Genomic DNA, 13,699 nt, shown 5'->3' on the forward strand with positions numbered 1-13,699 from the left:
CAATACTACGATGCCGCCATGACCACCGCAAATGTCCACGGCCTTCCGCCTGCCTCCACCCCGCTGCGCGCCGATGCCAGCGTCATCGGGCTGGTCGGCATCGCCCACCTCATCAGCCACTACAGCCAGCTCCTGCTGGCGCCGCTGTTCCCGTGGCTCAAGGACGCGTTCCAGGTCGGCTACACCGAGCTGGGTTTCCTGATGACCATCTTCTTCGTGGTCTCGTGCGCGGTGCAGGCGGGCTCGGGCTTCGTGGTGGACCGCTTCGGGCCCCGGCCCATCCTGTTCGGCGGCCTGGCGCTGCTGGGCCTGGCGGCCTTCGGCTTCGCGGCCAGCACCAGCTACGCCATGCTCGCGGCGTTCTCGGTGCTCGCGGGCATCGGCAACGGCGTGTTCCACCCGGTGGACTACACGCTGCTCAACCGCCGCGTGAGCGCGCCGCGCCTGGGCCACGCCTACAGCGTGCACGGCATCACCGGCAGCCTGGGCTGGGCGCTCGCCCCCGCCATGCTGGTGCCCATCGCCATCGCGACATCGTGGCGCGTGGCGCTGGTGTGCGCGGGTGTGCTGGCGTTCTCGGTGCTGCTGGTGCTGCTGGTCAGCCGCCGCCACCTGGCGCTGCCGCCCATGCCGGCGCCCACCGCTGCGGCCAGGTCCGCCGCCACCGGCGCGGCCGGGCAGGGCGGCAACTTCGCGTTCCTGCGCATCCCCGCCGTGTGGATGTGCTTTGCGTTCTTCTTCTTCTACGCCGTGGCGCTGAACGTGGTGCAGGCCTTTGCCCCCGAGGCCGCGCGCCAGCTGCATGCCGTGCCCGTGGCGCTGGCCGCGATGTGCCTCACGGTCTACATGGTGGCCAGCGCGGGCGGCATGGTGCTGGGCGGCTTCCTGGCGGCCGACCCCAGCCGCTGCGAGCGCATCGTGGGCATCGGTTTCGGCCTGGCGGCCTGCGTGGCCGTGGCGCTGGCCCTGGCGCACCCGCCCGGCGCCCTGGTGCCCGTGCTGTTCGGGGTGATGGGTTTTTGCGCCGGCATCGCCGGCCCCTCGCGCGACCTGCTGGTCAAGCGCTCCACGCCCGAGGGCTCCACGGGCCGCGTCTACGGCATCGTGTATTCGGGCCTCGATATCGGCCAGGCGCTGTCGCCGCTGCTGTTCGGCGTGCTGCTCGACCAGGGCCGCTTCACCGCCGTGCTGCTGGGGCTGGCCGTGGTGCAGGGCGTGCTGATCGCCAGCGCCTTCAACGTGCGCCGGGTGCGCAGGACGGTGGCGCCGGTGGCGGCCTGAACGCGGGCCGGGTGGCCTGCTGCCGGACCCCGTGGCCGCGTGAATCTCGGTGAGAATGGCGGCGGCTGCCCCTCATCGATCCATCCGTCCATTGCGGGAGATTCACCGTGTCCACCATGCCTTCGTCCGGCGCCGTCGTCTTCGCCAAGGACATGCAGCGGCTCGCCGCGTTCTATGAAGGGCTCTGCGGCCTGAACGTGGTCCACGCCGAAAGCGACCATATCGTGCTGGAGTCTGGCGCGGTGCAGATCGTGGTCCACGCCATCCCGCAGCGGATCGCCCGGGCTATCGCCATCACGCAGCCGCCCGTGGTGCGCGAGGAGACCCCCATCAAGCTCTTTTTCGCGGTGCCGGACCTGGCCCAGGCCCGGCTGCGGGCCGTGGCGCTGGGCGGGCAGCTCGCGCCCGCGGCCAGGGAATGGGAGGCCCGGGGCTTTCGGGCCTGCGATGGCCACGACCCCGAGGGCAATGTGATCCAGCTGCGCCAGCACCTGGCCTGACACTGCCGGGCACGAGCCCAAAAGGCGGGGCGCCAGCACGGAGTGCGCCGATGTGCTGCAATGCGCTCCGGTCCCGGCAGGCAAAAAAAGGCCGCCGGGCGCCGACCCTTCCTTCCCTGTGCTTCATCCCAAGACAAGAATCCCGCCATGACATCTCCCCTCTACAACGCCAGCGTTCCCGTTCTCCGCCAGATGCTGGGCTCGCTCAAAGACATCCTGGCCAAGACCGAGGCGCACGCCACGGCGCGCAAGCTCGACCCCGACGCGCTGCTGCAGGCCCGGCTGTTCCCCGACATGTTCCCCATGGCGCGCCAGGTGCTGATCGCCTGCGACTTCGCCAAGGGTGTGGCGGCGCGGCTGGCGGGGGCGGAGGTGCCTTCGTATCCGGATGCGGACCGCCCCGGCTTTGCCGACCTGAACGAGCGCATCGACACCGTGCTGGCGTTCGTGGAAGGCCTGCCCGTGGAGGCGTTTGCCGATGCCGCCACGCGCACCATCACCATCCAGCCCGGCACCGCGCGCGAGCGGCAGTTTCCGGGCGAGCAGTACCTGCTGCACTACGGCCTGCCGCAGTTCTTCTTCCACGTGACCACGGCCTACGCGCTGGCCCGCCACAACGGCGTGGAGCTGGGCAAGCGGGACTACATGGGCAAGATTTGATGCCCCCCTGAGCCGCTGCGCGGCTTCCCCCGAGGGGGAAGCACCCGGTGGCCCGGCGAAGCCGGTTCCACGGGTGCACTGGCGTGGGGGCGCGCCAGTGGTTGAGGGTGTGGCGGAATCGGGTTCGGGGAGCGTCGCCTCCCGGTATTTCACAAGCCGTTCGGGCTGAGCCTGTCGAAGCCGGGGCGCAAACATCGCACCACCCAGCCTGGGCCCGCATGAACTGCGTGCGGCGGTTTTATCGGGCCACGCCAGCGCCGCTGCGCCGCACCCAGGCGATCAGCACGCCCAGCACGCGGGGCCGCCACGACAGTGTGAACGCGATGGTGAGCGCGGCACCCGCGAGCGCCATGAACCACACCAGCGACGCCATCGATGCGTGGTCCACGGCCAGGCACAGGGCCAGGGCCACGAGCAGGCCGGCGGCGCCCATCCAGCGCAGTGTGCGCACGGTGCTGCGCCGCAGGGGCTCGGTGCCGCGCACCTGCTCCCAGTGCGCATCCATCGACAGGGCCAGCCAGCCGAGGCCGACCACGTTGGCGGCCAGGGCCGCCACCAGCAGCAAGGCGTCAGGCACGGGCGGTCTCCAGCGAGGAGGCCGCGCCGCCGTCCACGGCAGGGGCGCCCAGCTGGCCCTGGGCGCGGTGCTTGAGCTTGCGCGCGGCCAGCACGGCGATGGCGCTGCTCGCCAGGATGGCCAGGTCCATGCCCGCCACGGGCCAGTAGCCGTTGCCAAGGGTGCGCAGCAGGTGGTCGCCCGTGGTCACCCAGTTGAGCAGCACGGCCGCCACGCCCAGCACGGCGATGGCCCAGCACTGCTCGGCCCAGGCGGGGGCCATGCGCGCGCTGGCCACGGGCGCGGTGCGCCAGATGCCGTGCACGAAGGCCAGTGCCCAGGCGCCCCAGAAGACATATTGCTCCCAGTCCCCGCGCGCGGGCAGGTCGGTGGGCAGCAGGCGGTTTCCGATCAGCATGGACAGCGCGGCGATCAGCATGCCCGTCACGGTGGAGACCGCGAACGCGTCCACCCAGCGCGCTCCGGTCACGCCCTGCCTGGCGTGCTGGCGCTTGCGTTTTTCCACGAAGAAGATGAAGCCCGTGGCGATGCACACGCAGCCCGAGAGGCCGCCCAGCACATACAGCCAGCGCAGCAGCCAGTGCCGGAAATGCTGCAGGTGCAGCCCGGTGAGGAAGGTGTTGACGCTGGCCACCGGGGTCAGCGGCGGGTCTTCGCGCAGCACCTCGCCGGTGCTGGCCTTGAAGTGGATGCCGTTGCCCACGAGCGCGATGCGGTCGGTGCCCGCGCGGTACACGCTCACGTATGCATTGGCATCGCCCACGTGCTGCACGGTCAGAAAGCCCACGTCGCCCGCCATGCCCTGCGCGGCCCAGCGGCGCTGGGCCTGCGCCACCATCGCGTCCACCGAGGCCAGGGTGCCGGCGGTGCCCGCGCGCTCGTGCGGCAGGCCGGTTTCTGCGGCCTCGTGTTTTTCGTGCAGCTCGTGCAGCGGGTGCAGCTGCGTGTGGGTGATGGGGAAGTAGATGCCGCCAAAGATCACCAGCCCCGAGAACGCGAAGATGAAGTGGAACGGCAGCGCCACCACGCCCGTGAGGTTGTGCAGGTCGAGCGCGCTGCGCTGCGTGTGCTTTCGAGGGCGGAAGGTGAACAGCTCGCGGAAGATCTTGCGGTGCATCACCACGCCGCTGACCAGCGTCACCAGCATCATCAGCGCGGCGAAGCCCACGATCCAGGTGCCCAGGTCCTTCCATTTGAAGTTCAGGCTGTAGTGCAGCGGGTAGAAGAACTGGCTGCCGATCTTGAGGTGGTCGTCGGGCAGCGAGGCGCCCGAGCGCGGATCGATCGTGCGGTTGCCCCAGATGGTGTTGTCGTCGGGGTCCTTGGCATTGGGCAGCTCATAGCCCGCGAACAGGCCCAGCACCGGGTCGCGGTGGGTGGTGTACGCGCCCCAGGTCTTGATGACGGGGAAGCTTTGCGCCACAGGCCCGTTCACGCGGTCCCTGGCGGCCTCGATGTTTTCCGCGCTGGGCCTCATGTCCTGGAAGGCCGGCTGCAGGATCTTGTCGAACGAGGGCATGGGCTGCGGCTCGAAGCGGGTCTGGGGAATGGCCCACCGGTCGATCTCGCGGTCGAACACCGACAGCGAGCCGAAGAAGAAAACGACCATCAGCACGAAGCCCAGCACCAGGCCGAACCAGGTGTGCAGCCAGGCCATGGTGAGCCGGAAGTTCTGGAACATGATGGGTATCTACCTCTTGGGTTCGTGCGCGCGGTTTACAGGATGGCGCGCTGCACCAGCCAGGCGGCGCCGGTCATCAGCGCCCCGCCGCCGGCCAGCACCAGCCACACGCGCTTCACGCTTGCCGCCGAAAACGCCCACAGAAAGGCCACCAGAAAGACGATGAAGCCGACGATGTAGCCCAGGGCCTCCGCATCGTGGAACTCCATCTGCGCCGCGAACAGAAGGCCGATGCCCAGCGCGATGAAGCCCCATGTGAAGGCATAGCCGCCCAGGACGCCCGCGGCGATGCGCGAAACGATGTGCAAGCGGGAAACTGCGCTGGTGGCCATGGCGAAACGGATGCGAACGGGATTGGTGATGAGATTGATTCGTAATTATGCAGCCCTTTGCACCATTTCCCCATTGCTGCCAGGGTGATGGGCAACGGCCGGCCCGCCCCGCGCGTCGCAGGCTGCGCCCTCGCACGGCCCGTGGCAGGCGAGGGCCCCGGGTGACGGCCCGCCGTGGCGCGGGCCCGGACGATGCTGTCCACGGGTCCACGGGTCCACGGGTCCACGGGTCCACGCGCACCGGTGGCGCCGGGGTCCGCAGGGCGCGGAGCCGCCCCGGGGGCTCAGACCACGCTGCGGTGCCGCGCGATGCAGGTGTCCAGCGTGTCCTCGCCCGTGCGCTGCCACCAGTCCAGCGCCGAGAAGATCTCCACCTCGGCATAGCCCCCGAAGCCCGCAGCCTCGACCCATTGGCGGATCTTCTTGAGCTCGATCACGCCGTCGCCCATCATCCCCCGGTCGCTGAGCAGGTCGCGCGTGGGCAGGCGCCAGTCGCAGACATGGAAGGCCAGCAGGCGTTCCTTGCCGGCGCGCGCGATCTGTTGTTCCAGCTTGGGGTCCCACCACACGTGGTACACGTCCAGCGCCACGCCCAGGCTGCCGCTGCGACTGGGGTCCAGCGCATCGCAGATGTCGAGCGCGTGCTCCAGCGTGTTGATGCAGGCGCGGTCGGCCGCCTGCATGGGGTGCAGCGGCTCGATGGCCAGCGGCATGCCCACTTGGCGCGCGTATTCCAGCGACGCGGCGATGCCGTCGACCACCTCGCCGCGCGCGCGGGCGATGTCGGTGTAGTGCGGCGTGCCTTCCAGCGCCCCGGGCAGTGCGCCCACCACCAGCACCAGGCAGGCGGCGTCGAGCGTCTTGGCCTCGTCGATGGCACGGCGGTTGTCGTCGAGCGCGGCGCGCAGGCCGGCCGCATCCGCCGCCGGGAAGAACCCACCGCGGCAGTAGCCCGACAGTTCCATGCCATGGGCGCGCAGCTGGCGCGCGGTAGCGTCCAGCCCCGCCGCGGCCACCTGGTCACGCCAGGGGCTGATGGCGCGGATGCCGCGTGCGGCGCACTGGTCGATGATGCGCGCCAGTGGCACCTCGGCCCCCTGCTGCTTGCGCACGGTGGCGGTATTGATGGAGAGCCAGCGGTGGTCTTGGGTGAAATCACGCATGGCGGTCAGGCACTCACGCCGTGCAGTGCCAGCAGGTGGCCCATGCGCTGCACGGCCAGTTCGGGCTGCTCCAGCAGGTCGGCCTGGTCGGCCAGCCGGAACAGCTCGGCGAAATGCACCAGCGAGCGCGTGCTCTGCTGCCCGCCCACCATGGTGAAGTGGCTCTGGTGCCCGTTGAGCCAGGCCATGAAGACCACGCCCGTCTTGTAGAAGCGCGTGGGCGCCGCGAAGATGTGGCGCGACAGCGGCACCGTGGGCCCCAGGATGGCGTGAAAGCGCGCCGTGTCGCCAGCGGCCAGCGCTGCGAGTGCCGCGCTCGCGGCCGGTGCGATGGCGTCGAAGATGCCCAGCAGCGCATCGCTCTGGCCCTGGCGCGGCGTGCCGCCCGCGCCGTCGCCGGCGATGAGTTCCGCGTAGTTGAAATCGTCGCCCGTGTACATGCGCACGCCCTGGCCGTCGGTGCCGCCCGTGGTGGGCAGGCGGCGGCGCATGGCGACTTCCTTGTCCTTGTCGAGCAGCGAGATCTTAATGCCGTCCACCTTGTCCGGGTGCGCGGCGATCACCGCCAGCGCCGTGTCCATGGCCGCATCCACGTCGCGCGAGCCCCAGTAGCCCGCCAGGGCCGGGTCGAACATGTCGCCCAGCCAGTGCAGTACCACGGGCTGCTGTGCCTGCGAGAGGATGCGGTCGTACACACGCTCGTAGTCGGCGGGGCTTTGCGCCACGCGGGCCAGCGCCCGGCTGGCCATCACGATGAGCTTGCCGCCGAGCTTCTCGATGGCCTCCATCTGCTCCTCGTAGCCGCGGATCACGTCGTCCACCGACTTCACGTCCTCCAGCACCAGGTGGTCCGTGCCGCAGCCCGAGGCCAGGAGCGCGCCGGGGCCGAAGTCGCGCGCCGCGTCGAGCGAGCGGCGGATCAGCTCCAGCGAGGTGGGCCAGTCCAGCCCCATGCCGCGCTGCGCGGTGTCCATGACCTCGGCCACGCCCAGGCCCAGCGACCACAGGCGCTGGCGGTAGGCGATGGTCGCGTCCCAGTCCACCGCGCACTGCAGCCAGGGGTCGATGGCCGCCAGCGGGTTGGCCACCACGTGGGCCGCCGAGTAGGCGATGCGGTTGAACGCCACGCCCCGCTGTGGCGCGACCGGCGGGCGGCCTTGCAGGGTGTAGGGGCTGATGCGGCCATCGGCCGTGGGCAAGGGGAGGCTGAAGGCCATGGTGTACTCGCAGAAATTTGAATGAAATTGGCCTCTGGCGCTTATCCAGAAAGCGCTAGCAGCTATCAAAACAGTAATCGGTGGTTAAGCTTGCAGGGGGGCCACATCGACCCAGCGGCGTTCCTTCCAGCTTTCCAGCGCGGCTTCGACCAGCTGCACGCCCTTGGCGCCTTCAGGCAGGGTCCAGCGGTACGGCGCGTCTTCCACCACGTGGCGGATGAAGTGCTCCCACTGGATCTTGAAGCCGTTGTCGTAGACCTGCGAGTCCGGAATCTCCTGCCACTGGTCGAAGAAGTTCATGGTCTGCTTCTCGTCCGGGTTCCACACCGGGCGCGGCGTGGCCACGCGGCTTTGCGCGCGGCAGCTCGACAGGCCGGCGACGGCCGATCCGTCGGTGCCGTCCACGTGGAAGGTCACCAGGTCGTCGCGCCGCACGCGCGTGGCCCAGCTCATGTTGAGCTGCGCGATCACCGGCTCGCCGTTGTGGCCCGTGAGTTCGCAGGTGGCGTAGGCCGCGTCGTCGGCCGTGGCCTGGTACGGTTGGCCGGCCTCGTCCCAGCGCGTGGGGATGTGCGTGGCGCCGATGCAAGACACCGACTTCACCTCGCCGAACAGGTTGTCCAGCACGTAGCGCCAGTGGCACATCATGTCCAGGATCATGCCGCCGCCGTCTTCGCTGCGATAGTTCCAGCTCGGGCGCTGGATGGGCTGCAGGTCGCCCTCGAAGACCCAGTAGCCGAACTCCAGGCGCACGCTCAGCATGCGGCCGAAGAAGCCCGCGCGGCGCAGCATGTCGAGCTTGCGCAGGCCGGGGAGGAAGAGCTTGTCCTGCACCGCGCCGTGCTTGAGGCCCGAACCCGACGCCAGGCGCGCGATCTCCACCGCTTCGTTCAGGTTGGTGGCGATGGGCTTTTCGCAGTACACGTGCTTGCCCGCACGGATCGCCTTGGCCAGCAGGGTGGGGCGCATCTGCGTGGTGCCGGCATCGAAGAACACGGTGTCCTCGGGGTTGGCGAGCGCGGCGTCCAGGTCCGTGCCCCAGCGCGCGATGCCGTGGGCCTTGGCCAGCGCCTCCATCTTCTCGGCATTGCGGCCGATGAGGATCGGATCGGGCATCACGCGGTTGCCATTGGAGAGCACCACACCGCCCTGCGCGCGGATGGCGCAGATGGAGCGGATCAAGTGCTGGTTCATGCCCATGCGGCCGGTGACGCCGTGCATGATGAGTCCGAGTCGTTGGGTTGCCATGGCGGTGGTGCTTTCGTTCAGTTCAAGGTTGCAAAAAAAATTGGGCAAAGGCGCGGCCTGGCCACCCCCACGGCAGGGGCTGGCGGTGCGGTGCGGCGCGAAGGGAATTACTGTGTGGGCGAGAGTCCGGCGGCCTTCACCAGCGTGGCGTTGCTCTTGATCTCGTCCTTGATGTAGGCATCGAACTGCTCGGGCTTGAGCGTCCAGGCATCGGCGCCGAGTTTCAGGAAACGTTCTTTCACCTCGGGCGTGGCCAGCGCCTTCACCACCTCGTCGTGCAGGCGGTTGACGATGTCGCGCGGCGTCTTGGCGGGCACCATCATCCCGATCCAGAAGTTGAATTCCGAGCCGGGCACGCCGGCCTCGGCCGTGGTGGGCACATCGGGTAGGGCGGCGGCGCGCTTGGGCGAGCCCACGGCCAGCGCCAGCAGCTGGCCGTCCTTGATCTGGCCGATCACGGGCGCGATGGGCGAGAAGTAGTAGTCCACGCGGCCCGACAGCACCTCGGTCACGGCCTCGGCCGAGCCCTTGAAGGGGATGTTCTGCGCGTCGATCTTGGCGGCCAGCTTGAACTTCTCGGCGTTCAAATGCGTGGCGCTGCCCTGGCCGGCCGAGGCGAAGTTCACCGTGCCGGGCTTGGCCTTGGCCGTGGCCACCAGGTCCTGCAGCGTCTTGATGCCCTTGGCGGGCGAGATCACCAGCGCATTGGGCAGCGACGAGATCGGCGTCACCCCCGCAAAGTCGCCCACCGTGTCGAACGGCAGCTTGGCGAAGGTCGAAGGGCTCACCGTGTGCGACGACGAATGGATCATCACCGTGTAGCCGTCCGGCGCCGCCGTGGCCACGGCTTGCTGGCCGATGGTGCCGCTGGCGCCGCCGCGGTTGTCCACCACCAGCGTCTGGCCCATGCTCTGACCCATCTTGTCGGCGATGGCGCGCGCAATGATGTCGGTGGTGCTCCCCGCCGCAAACGGCACGATCACGCGGATCGGCTTGGTCGGGTAGCCGCCTTGCGCCAGGGCGCCGAAGGACAGGGTGGTGAGCGCGGCCGCCGCCAGGGCGGTGGCCGCAGCGCGGCGGGTGGTGCGGGTGATGGGCATGGATTTGTCTCCGTGGGCAGGCTTGGACTTGCTCTTTAATTCACTGAATGGTGAATAGAGAATATTTTTAGACATCGCTGCGCCTGCGTCAACGCGGACGCGGGTGGTGGGGGTAGGGGTTTACCCGTGGATTGCGGTGAAGCCAACGGTCGGCGGCCGTGCCGCGCTGCTACCTTGCGCCTACAGGCTCAGCGGTCAAGTTGCAAACCAACTGAGTGGCCAGCGAGTTGCGCGCTCAACGGGATGGCCTCTTTCGAAGTTTGGCGACGGCATAGCCGGTGAAACCTTGGTGCACAAAACTACCGAAAGCCATCAGCAAGACCCACGCCGGTAAGTACTGCGGCAAAGAAAGCAGCAGGCCGAGAGACGCCAACAACGCTATGGCAAAAGACAGGTCGCGCCAGGCAAACAACCGCGCGCATCCTTCAATCCCCTCGGGCGGGCGCGAAATCCACTGACGGGTGAGCGCGACACGGTGCTTGATACCCAGTTGATAGGCGCGCCAGAGCAGAAAGCCCGCCATGGCGGCGGGTGCAACGAGGAGGATCAGGACGGCGGCGATTTGCATGGTGTGGGCCCGTTCAGTTCCTCAGCACGTACCCGAGGATCACATCGCACATGTGCGAAAGCCGCTCGCTGCGCGCCTTCGGGGCCATGAGGTCGCGCCCGAAGATCGCCGACAGCGTGTGGTTGTTCGACAGGTAGAAGTACGACAGCCCGGCGATGGACACGTACAGCTGCAGCGGATCCACCCCGCCGCGGAAGCTGCCCTCGCGCCGCCCACGCTCCAGCACCTCGCCCAGCGTGGCGATCAACGGCGAGTTCATCTCTCGCGCGCGCTGCGACTCCTGCAGATGGCGCGCCCTGTGCAGGTTGGCGCTGTTGAGCAGCGTGAGGAACTGGGGGTTCTCCAGGTAGTAGGTCCAGGTGAACTCCACCAGCCGCCGGATGGCGGTCGCGGGCGGGAGGTCCAGCAGGTTGAGCTTGCGCTCTTCCTCGCGGATGTGCAGGTAGGCCTGCTCCAGCACGGCCTGGAAGAGCTTTTCCTTGTCCTCGAAGTAGTAGTAGATCAGCCGCTTGTTCAGGCCCGCCCGCTCGGCGATGCGGTCCATGCGCGCGCCGCCCAGGCCGTGTTCGGCGAACTCGTCGCGCGCGGCGCTGAAGATCACGCCCTGGGAGCGGTCGGCATCCCGCTGGCGCTCCTTGGCGGGGGTCTCGGTGTCTTTGGTCATGCCCGAATAGTTCACTATTTGGTTAACAAAATCCAGTGCATGCTGGATTCAGGGGGCCAGGGGCGGCGATGCGGGTGTGGCGGCATCAGGTGGCGCGGACTGGATTGTGCCGCGCAGCCGGCCTGCCGGCCGGGCGCAATGCTGCCCCTGCCCGGCAGTGCGTCATTGCGCGTAGTCCAGCGGCAGCGCGGTGGTGAACTTGATTTCTTCCATCGCGAAGCTCGAGCTCACGTCCGACAGCGCCACGGCCTGCGTCAGCCGCCTGTAGACCGCATCGTAGGCGCGGATGTCGGGCACCACCACGCGCAGCAGGTAGTCCACGTCGCCGCTCATGCGGTAGAACTCCACGATCTCGGGAATGCCCATCACCACGTCGCGCAGGGTCTCGAACCACTGCTGGTGGTGCTGGTTGGTCTTGATGGCCACGAACACGGTCACGCCCACATTGACCTTGCGCGGGTCCACCAGCGCCACGTGGCGTGTGATGAACCCCTTCTCGCGCAGCCACTGGATGCGCCGCCAGCAGGGCGTGTTGGACAGGTGCACGGCATCGGCCAGCTCGGCCAGCGGCGTCTCGGCGTCGTGCTGCAGCAGGGCAAGCAATTGGCGGTCGATGGAATCCAGATTCTGTTTCACGGCAAATAAGGAAATCTGTTTCTCGCATTTGGCGTGAAATGGGGCATAAAAGCAAAATGATTTTCATCAAGTCGTCACATACTTGATGGGCGTTCCCGGCGCCCCCGGGCCGTCCGCCGTGCCCCACAGGGCGGCGGTTTCACCACCCTCCCTTTCCAAGGACCTTTCACCATGACGGCTTCTGTCTTTCGACGCCAACCCACCCGCTGGGGCCTGGGCATCGCCGCGCTGGCCCTGCTGGCCGCCTGCGGCGGCAATGACGGCCCCGGCACGCCGGTGGCCAACCCCGAGCCCGTCGAGCAGTACGTGCCGCCGGAGCCGCCCTCGGGCTACACGCCCAAGGCCATCAGCTACGCCAACAAGGACATGGTGTCCACCGCCAACCCGCTGGCCACCAAGGCCGGGGTCGACATCCTGGCCAAGGGCGGCACGGCGCTGGACGCGGCGATCGCCGTGCAGATGGTGCTGAACTTGGTGGAGCCGCAGTCGTCGGGCATCGGCGGGGGCGCGTTCATGCTGCACTTCGACAAGGGTGCCAACAAGCTGCTCGCCTATGACGGCCGCGAAACCGCGCCCAAGGCGGCCACGCCCAATCTCTTCATCGGCGCGGACGGCAAGCCGCTGGCATTTCTGGCGGCGGTGGATGGCGGCCTCTCGGTGGGCACGCCCGGCGTGCTGCGCATGCTCGAAGCCGCGCACAAGGTGCACGGCAAGCTGCCCTGGAAGGACCTGTTCGAGCCCGCGATCCAGCTCAGTGAAAACGGCTTTGCGATCTCGCAGCGCATGAGCGTGTCCATCGCCGGCTCGGCCGCGCGCATCAAGGCGCAGGGCGAGCCCGGCGCCAGCTACTTCCTCAATGCCGACGGCACGGCCAAGGCGGCCGGCACGCTGCTCAAGAACCCCGAACTGGCCGCCACGCTCAGGGCCATTGCCGCGGGCGGCGCCAACGCGTTCTACCAGGGCGACATCGCCAAGGACATCGTGGCCAAGGTAGCGGGCCACCCCACCAACCCCGGCAAGCTGTCGCTGGACGATCTGAGCAGCTACACCCACAAGGTGCGCGAGCCCGTCTGCGGCGTCTACCGCACCCAGTACCGCGTGTGCGGCATGCCCGCGCCCAGCTCGGGCGGCATCGCCGTGCTGCAGACGCTGGGCCTGCTGCAGGGCTTCGATCTGGCGGCCATGAAGCCCAACACGCTGGATGCGGTGCACGTGGTGTCCGAGGCCTACCGCCTGGCCTATGCCGACCGCGCGCTGTATGTGGCCGACCCTGACTTCGTGAACGTGCCGCAGGCCGGCCTGGTCAACGCCGACTACCTGCGCGAGCGCGCCAAGCTCATCAGCCTGAGCAAGAGCATCGGCACCCCCGTGGCGGGCACACCGCCGGGCGTGAGCGGCGCCAAGGGGCAGGACAACTCGCTGGCCCTGCCATCGACCACCCACCTGTCCATCATCGACAACGCGGGCAACGCGGTGTCCATGACGACCACCATCGAGAACGGCTTCGGCAGCCTGCAGATGGTGCGGGGCTTTTTGCTGAACAACCAGCTCACCGACTTCTCGTTCACCGCCACCGACGCTGCAGGCTTGCCCATCGCCAACAGCGTTCAGCCCGGCAAGCGCCCGCGCAGCTCGATGGCGCCCACGATCATCTTCAACGCGGCCACCGGAGACCTGGAAGGCGCCATCGGCTCGCCCGGCGGCAGCGCCATCATCCAGTACACCGCCAAGAGCATCCTGGGCATGACGGACTGGGGGCTGAACGTGCAGCAGGCGATCAACCTGCCCAACTTCGGCGCGCAGACCAACGCGACCACATCCATCGAAAAGGGTTCGGTCATCGACACGGCCGCCATCCGCGACGGCCTCAAGGCGCGCGGCCACACCGTGGCGCAGACCGACACCTTCACGAGCGGCCTGCACGGCGCGGTATTCAACGGCCTGCGGTCCAATGGCAATGCCGGCCTGCTGGCGCGCAACCCCGGCGCGGGCACGTATGCGGGCGGCGCGGACCCGCGCCGCGAGGGCACGGCCCAGGGCAACAACTGAGGACACCGTGGCGGCCTGAGCCG

General features: G+C 68.6%; 14 protein-coding genes. 4 read left to right on the top strand and 10 right to left on the bottom strand.

The features are described from left to right. The first annotated feature begins 18 nt into the window (after window positions 1-18). From KW843_RS17495 to KW843_RS17505, 3 genes are all read left to right on the top strand, one after another. Window positions 19-1,281 (top strand): MFS transporter, encoded by a 1,263-nt coding sequence (locus KW843_RS17495; protein ID WP_218296437.1) that lies wholly within the window; start codon window positions 19-21, stop codon window positions 1,279-1,281. A gap of 116 nt (window positions 1,282-1,397) precedes the next feature. After that, window positions 1,398-1,781, top strand: a complete 384-nt coding sequence (locus KW843_RS17500) for a VOC family protein (RefSeq protein ID WP_255591003.1) — start codon at window positions 1,398-1,400, stop codon at window positions 1,779-1,781. A 147-nt stretch (window positions 1,782-1,928) separates the two neighbouring features. After that, a complete protein-coding gene (locus KW843_RS17505; RefSeq protein ID WP_218296439.1) occupies window positions 1,929-2,441 on the top strand; it encodes a DUF1993 family protein in 513 nt (170 codons plus the stop codon). Window positions 2,442-2,679: 238 nt separating this feature from the next. Here KW843_RS17505 and KW843_RS17510 read toward each other — a convergent pair whose 3' ends face one another. The 10 genes from KW843_RS17510 to KW843_RS17555 all read right to left on the bottom strand — a co-directional run bounded on the left by KW843_RS17510 (window position 2,680) and on the right by KW843_RS17555 (window position 11,615). After that, on the bottom strand, window positions 2,680-3,018 hold the full coding sequence (locus KW843_RS17510) for a DUF3325 domain-containing protein (protein ID WP_218296440.1): 339 nt from the start codon (window positions 3,016-3,018) through the stop codon (window positions 2,680-2,682). Beyond that, a complete protein-coding gene (locus KW843_RS17515; RefSeq protein WP_218296441.1) occupies window positions 3,011-4,699 on the bottom strand; it encodes a PepSY domain-containing protein in 1,689 nt (562 codons plus the stop codon). The genes KW843_RS17510 and KW843_RS17515 overlap by 8 nt, the downstream gene beginning before the upstream one ends. A 35-nt stretch (window positions 4,700-4,734) precedes the next feature. Beyond that, window positions 4,735-5,031, bottom strand: coding sequence for an iron uptake protein (locus tag KW843_RS17520; protein ID WP_218296442.1), 297 nt, complete (start codon window positions 5,029-5,031; stop codon window positions 4,735-4,737). Window positions 5,032-5,315: 284 nt separating this feature from the next. Continuing rightward, window positions 5,316-6,194 (bottom strand): sugar phosphate isomerase/epimerase, encoded by an 879-nt coding sequence (locus KW843_RS17525; protein WP_218296443.1) that lies wholly within the window; start codon window positions 6,192-6,194, stop codon window positions 5,316-5,318. Between the two features lie 5 nt (window positions 6,195-6,199). Beyond that, window positions 6,200-7,411, bottom strand: a complete 1,212-nt coding sequence (locus KW843_RS17530) for a dihydrodipicolinate synthase family protein (protein WP_218296444.1) — start codon at window positions 7,409-7,411, stop codon at window positions 6,200-6,202. Window positions 7,412-7,495: 84 nt separating this feature from the next. Further along, on the bottom strand, window positions 7,496-8,659 hold the full coding sequence (locus KW843_RS17535; protein WP_056410549.1) for a Gfo/Idh/MocA family protein: 1,164 nt from the start codon (window positions 8,657-8,659) through the stop codon (window positions 7,496-7,498). 107 nt (window positions 8,660-8,766) lie between these two features. Further along, window positions 8,767-9,759, bottom strand: coding sequence for a tripartite tricarboxylate transporter substrate binding protein (locus KW843_RS17540; RefSeq protein WP_218296445.1), 993 nt, complete (start codon window positions 9,757-9,759; stop codon window positions 8,767-8,769). Window positions 9,760-9,994: 235 nt separating this feature from the next. Beyond that, window positions 9,995-10,327, bottom strand: coding sequence for a hypothetical protein (locus KW843_RS17545; RefSeq protein ID WP_218296446.1), 333 nt, complete (start codon window positions 10,325-10,327; stop codon window positions 9,995-9,997). 13 nt (window positions 10,328-10,340) lie between these two features. Then, window positions 10,341-10,991 carry a TetR/AcrR family transcriptional regulator gene (locus KW843_RS17550; RefSeq protein ID WP_218296447.1) on the bottom strand — a complete coding sequence of 217 codons (651 nt, stop codon included), beginning with the start codon at window positions 10,989-10,991 and terminating at the stop codon, window positions 10,341-10,343. A gap of 162 nt (window positions 10,992-11,153) precedes the next feature. Beyond that, window positions 11,154-11,615, bottom strand: coding sequence for an Lrp/AsnC family transcriptional regulator (locus KW843_RS17555; RefSeq protein ID WP_218296717.1), 462 nt, complete (start codon window positions 11,613-11,615; stop codon window positions 11,154-11,156). Between the two features lie 183 nt (window positions 11,616-11,798). On the opposite strand from KW843_RS17555, the gene ggt reads away from it, so the two are divergent. Next, window positions 11,799-13,676, top strand: coding sequence for a gamma-glutamyltransferase (gene ggt / locus KW843_RS17560; protein WP_218296448.1), 1,878 nt, complete (start codon window positions 11,799-11,801; stop codon window positions 13,674-13,676). Window positions 13,677-13,699: the final 23 nt, after the last annotated feature.

The sequence above is a fragment of the Acidovorax sp. sif1233 genome, from assembly GCF_019218755.1.
Taxonomy (GTDB): domain Bacteria; phylum Pseudomonadota; class Gammaproteobacteria; order Burkholderiales; family Burkholderiaceae_C; genus Acidovorax.

Excerpts from the sequence above, each read along its gene's own strand:
- KW843_RS17495 (WP_218296437.1), top strand. The coding sequence starts at position 19 with ATGACCACCGCAAATGTCCACGGCCTTCCGCCTGCCTCCACCCCGCTG.
- KW843_RS17500 (WP_255591003.1), top strand. The coding sequence starts at position 1,398 with ATGCCTTCGTCCGGCGCCGTCGTCTTCGCCAAGGACATGCAGCGGCTC.
- KW843_RS17505 (WP_218296439.1), top strand. The coding sequence starts at position 1,929 with ATGACATCTCCCCTCTACAACGCCAGCGTTCCCGTTCTCCGCCAGATG.
- KW843_RS17515 (WP_218296441.1), bottom strand. The coding sequence starts at position 4,699 with ATGTTCCAGAACTTCCGGCTCACCATGGCCTGGCTGCACACCTGGTTC.
- KW843_RS17520 (WP_218296442.1), bottom strand. The coding sequence starts at position 5,031 with ATGGCCACCAGCGCAGTTTCCCGCTTGCACATCGTTTCGCGCATCGCC.
- KW843_RS17525 (WP_218296443.1), bottom strand. The coding sequence starts at position 6,194 with ATGCGTGATTTCACCCAAGACCACCGCTGGCTCTCCATCAATACCGCC.
- KW843_RS17530 (WP_218296444.1), bottom strand. The coding sequence starts at position 7,411 with ATGGCCTTCAGCCTCCCCTTGCCCACGGCCGATGGCCGCATCAGCCCC.
- KW843_RS17535 (WP_056410549.1), bottom strand. The coding sequence starts at position 8,659 with ATGGCAACCCAACGACTCGGACTCATCATGCACGGCGTCACCGGCCGC.
- KW843_RS17540 (WP_218296445.1), bottom strand. The coding sequence starts at position 9,759 with ATGCCCATCACCCGCACCACCCGCCGCGCTGCGGCCACCGCCCTGGCG.
- KW843_RS17545 (WP_218296446.1), bottom strand. The coding sequence starts at position 10,327 with ATGCAAATCGCCGCCGTCCTGATCCTCCTCGTTGCACCCGCCGCCATG.
- KW843_RS17550 (WP_218296447.1), bottom strand. The coding sequence starts at position 10,991 with ATGACCAAAGACACCGAGACCCCCGCCAAGGAGCGCCAGCGGGATGCC.
- ggt (WP_218296448.1), top strand. The coding sequence starts at position 11,799 with ATGACGGCTTCTGTCTTTCGACGCCAACCCACCCGCTGGGGCCTGGGC.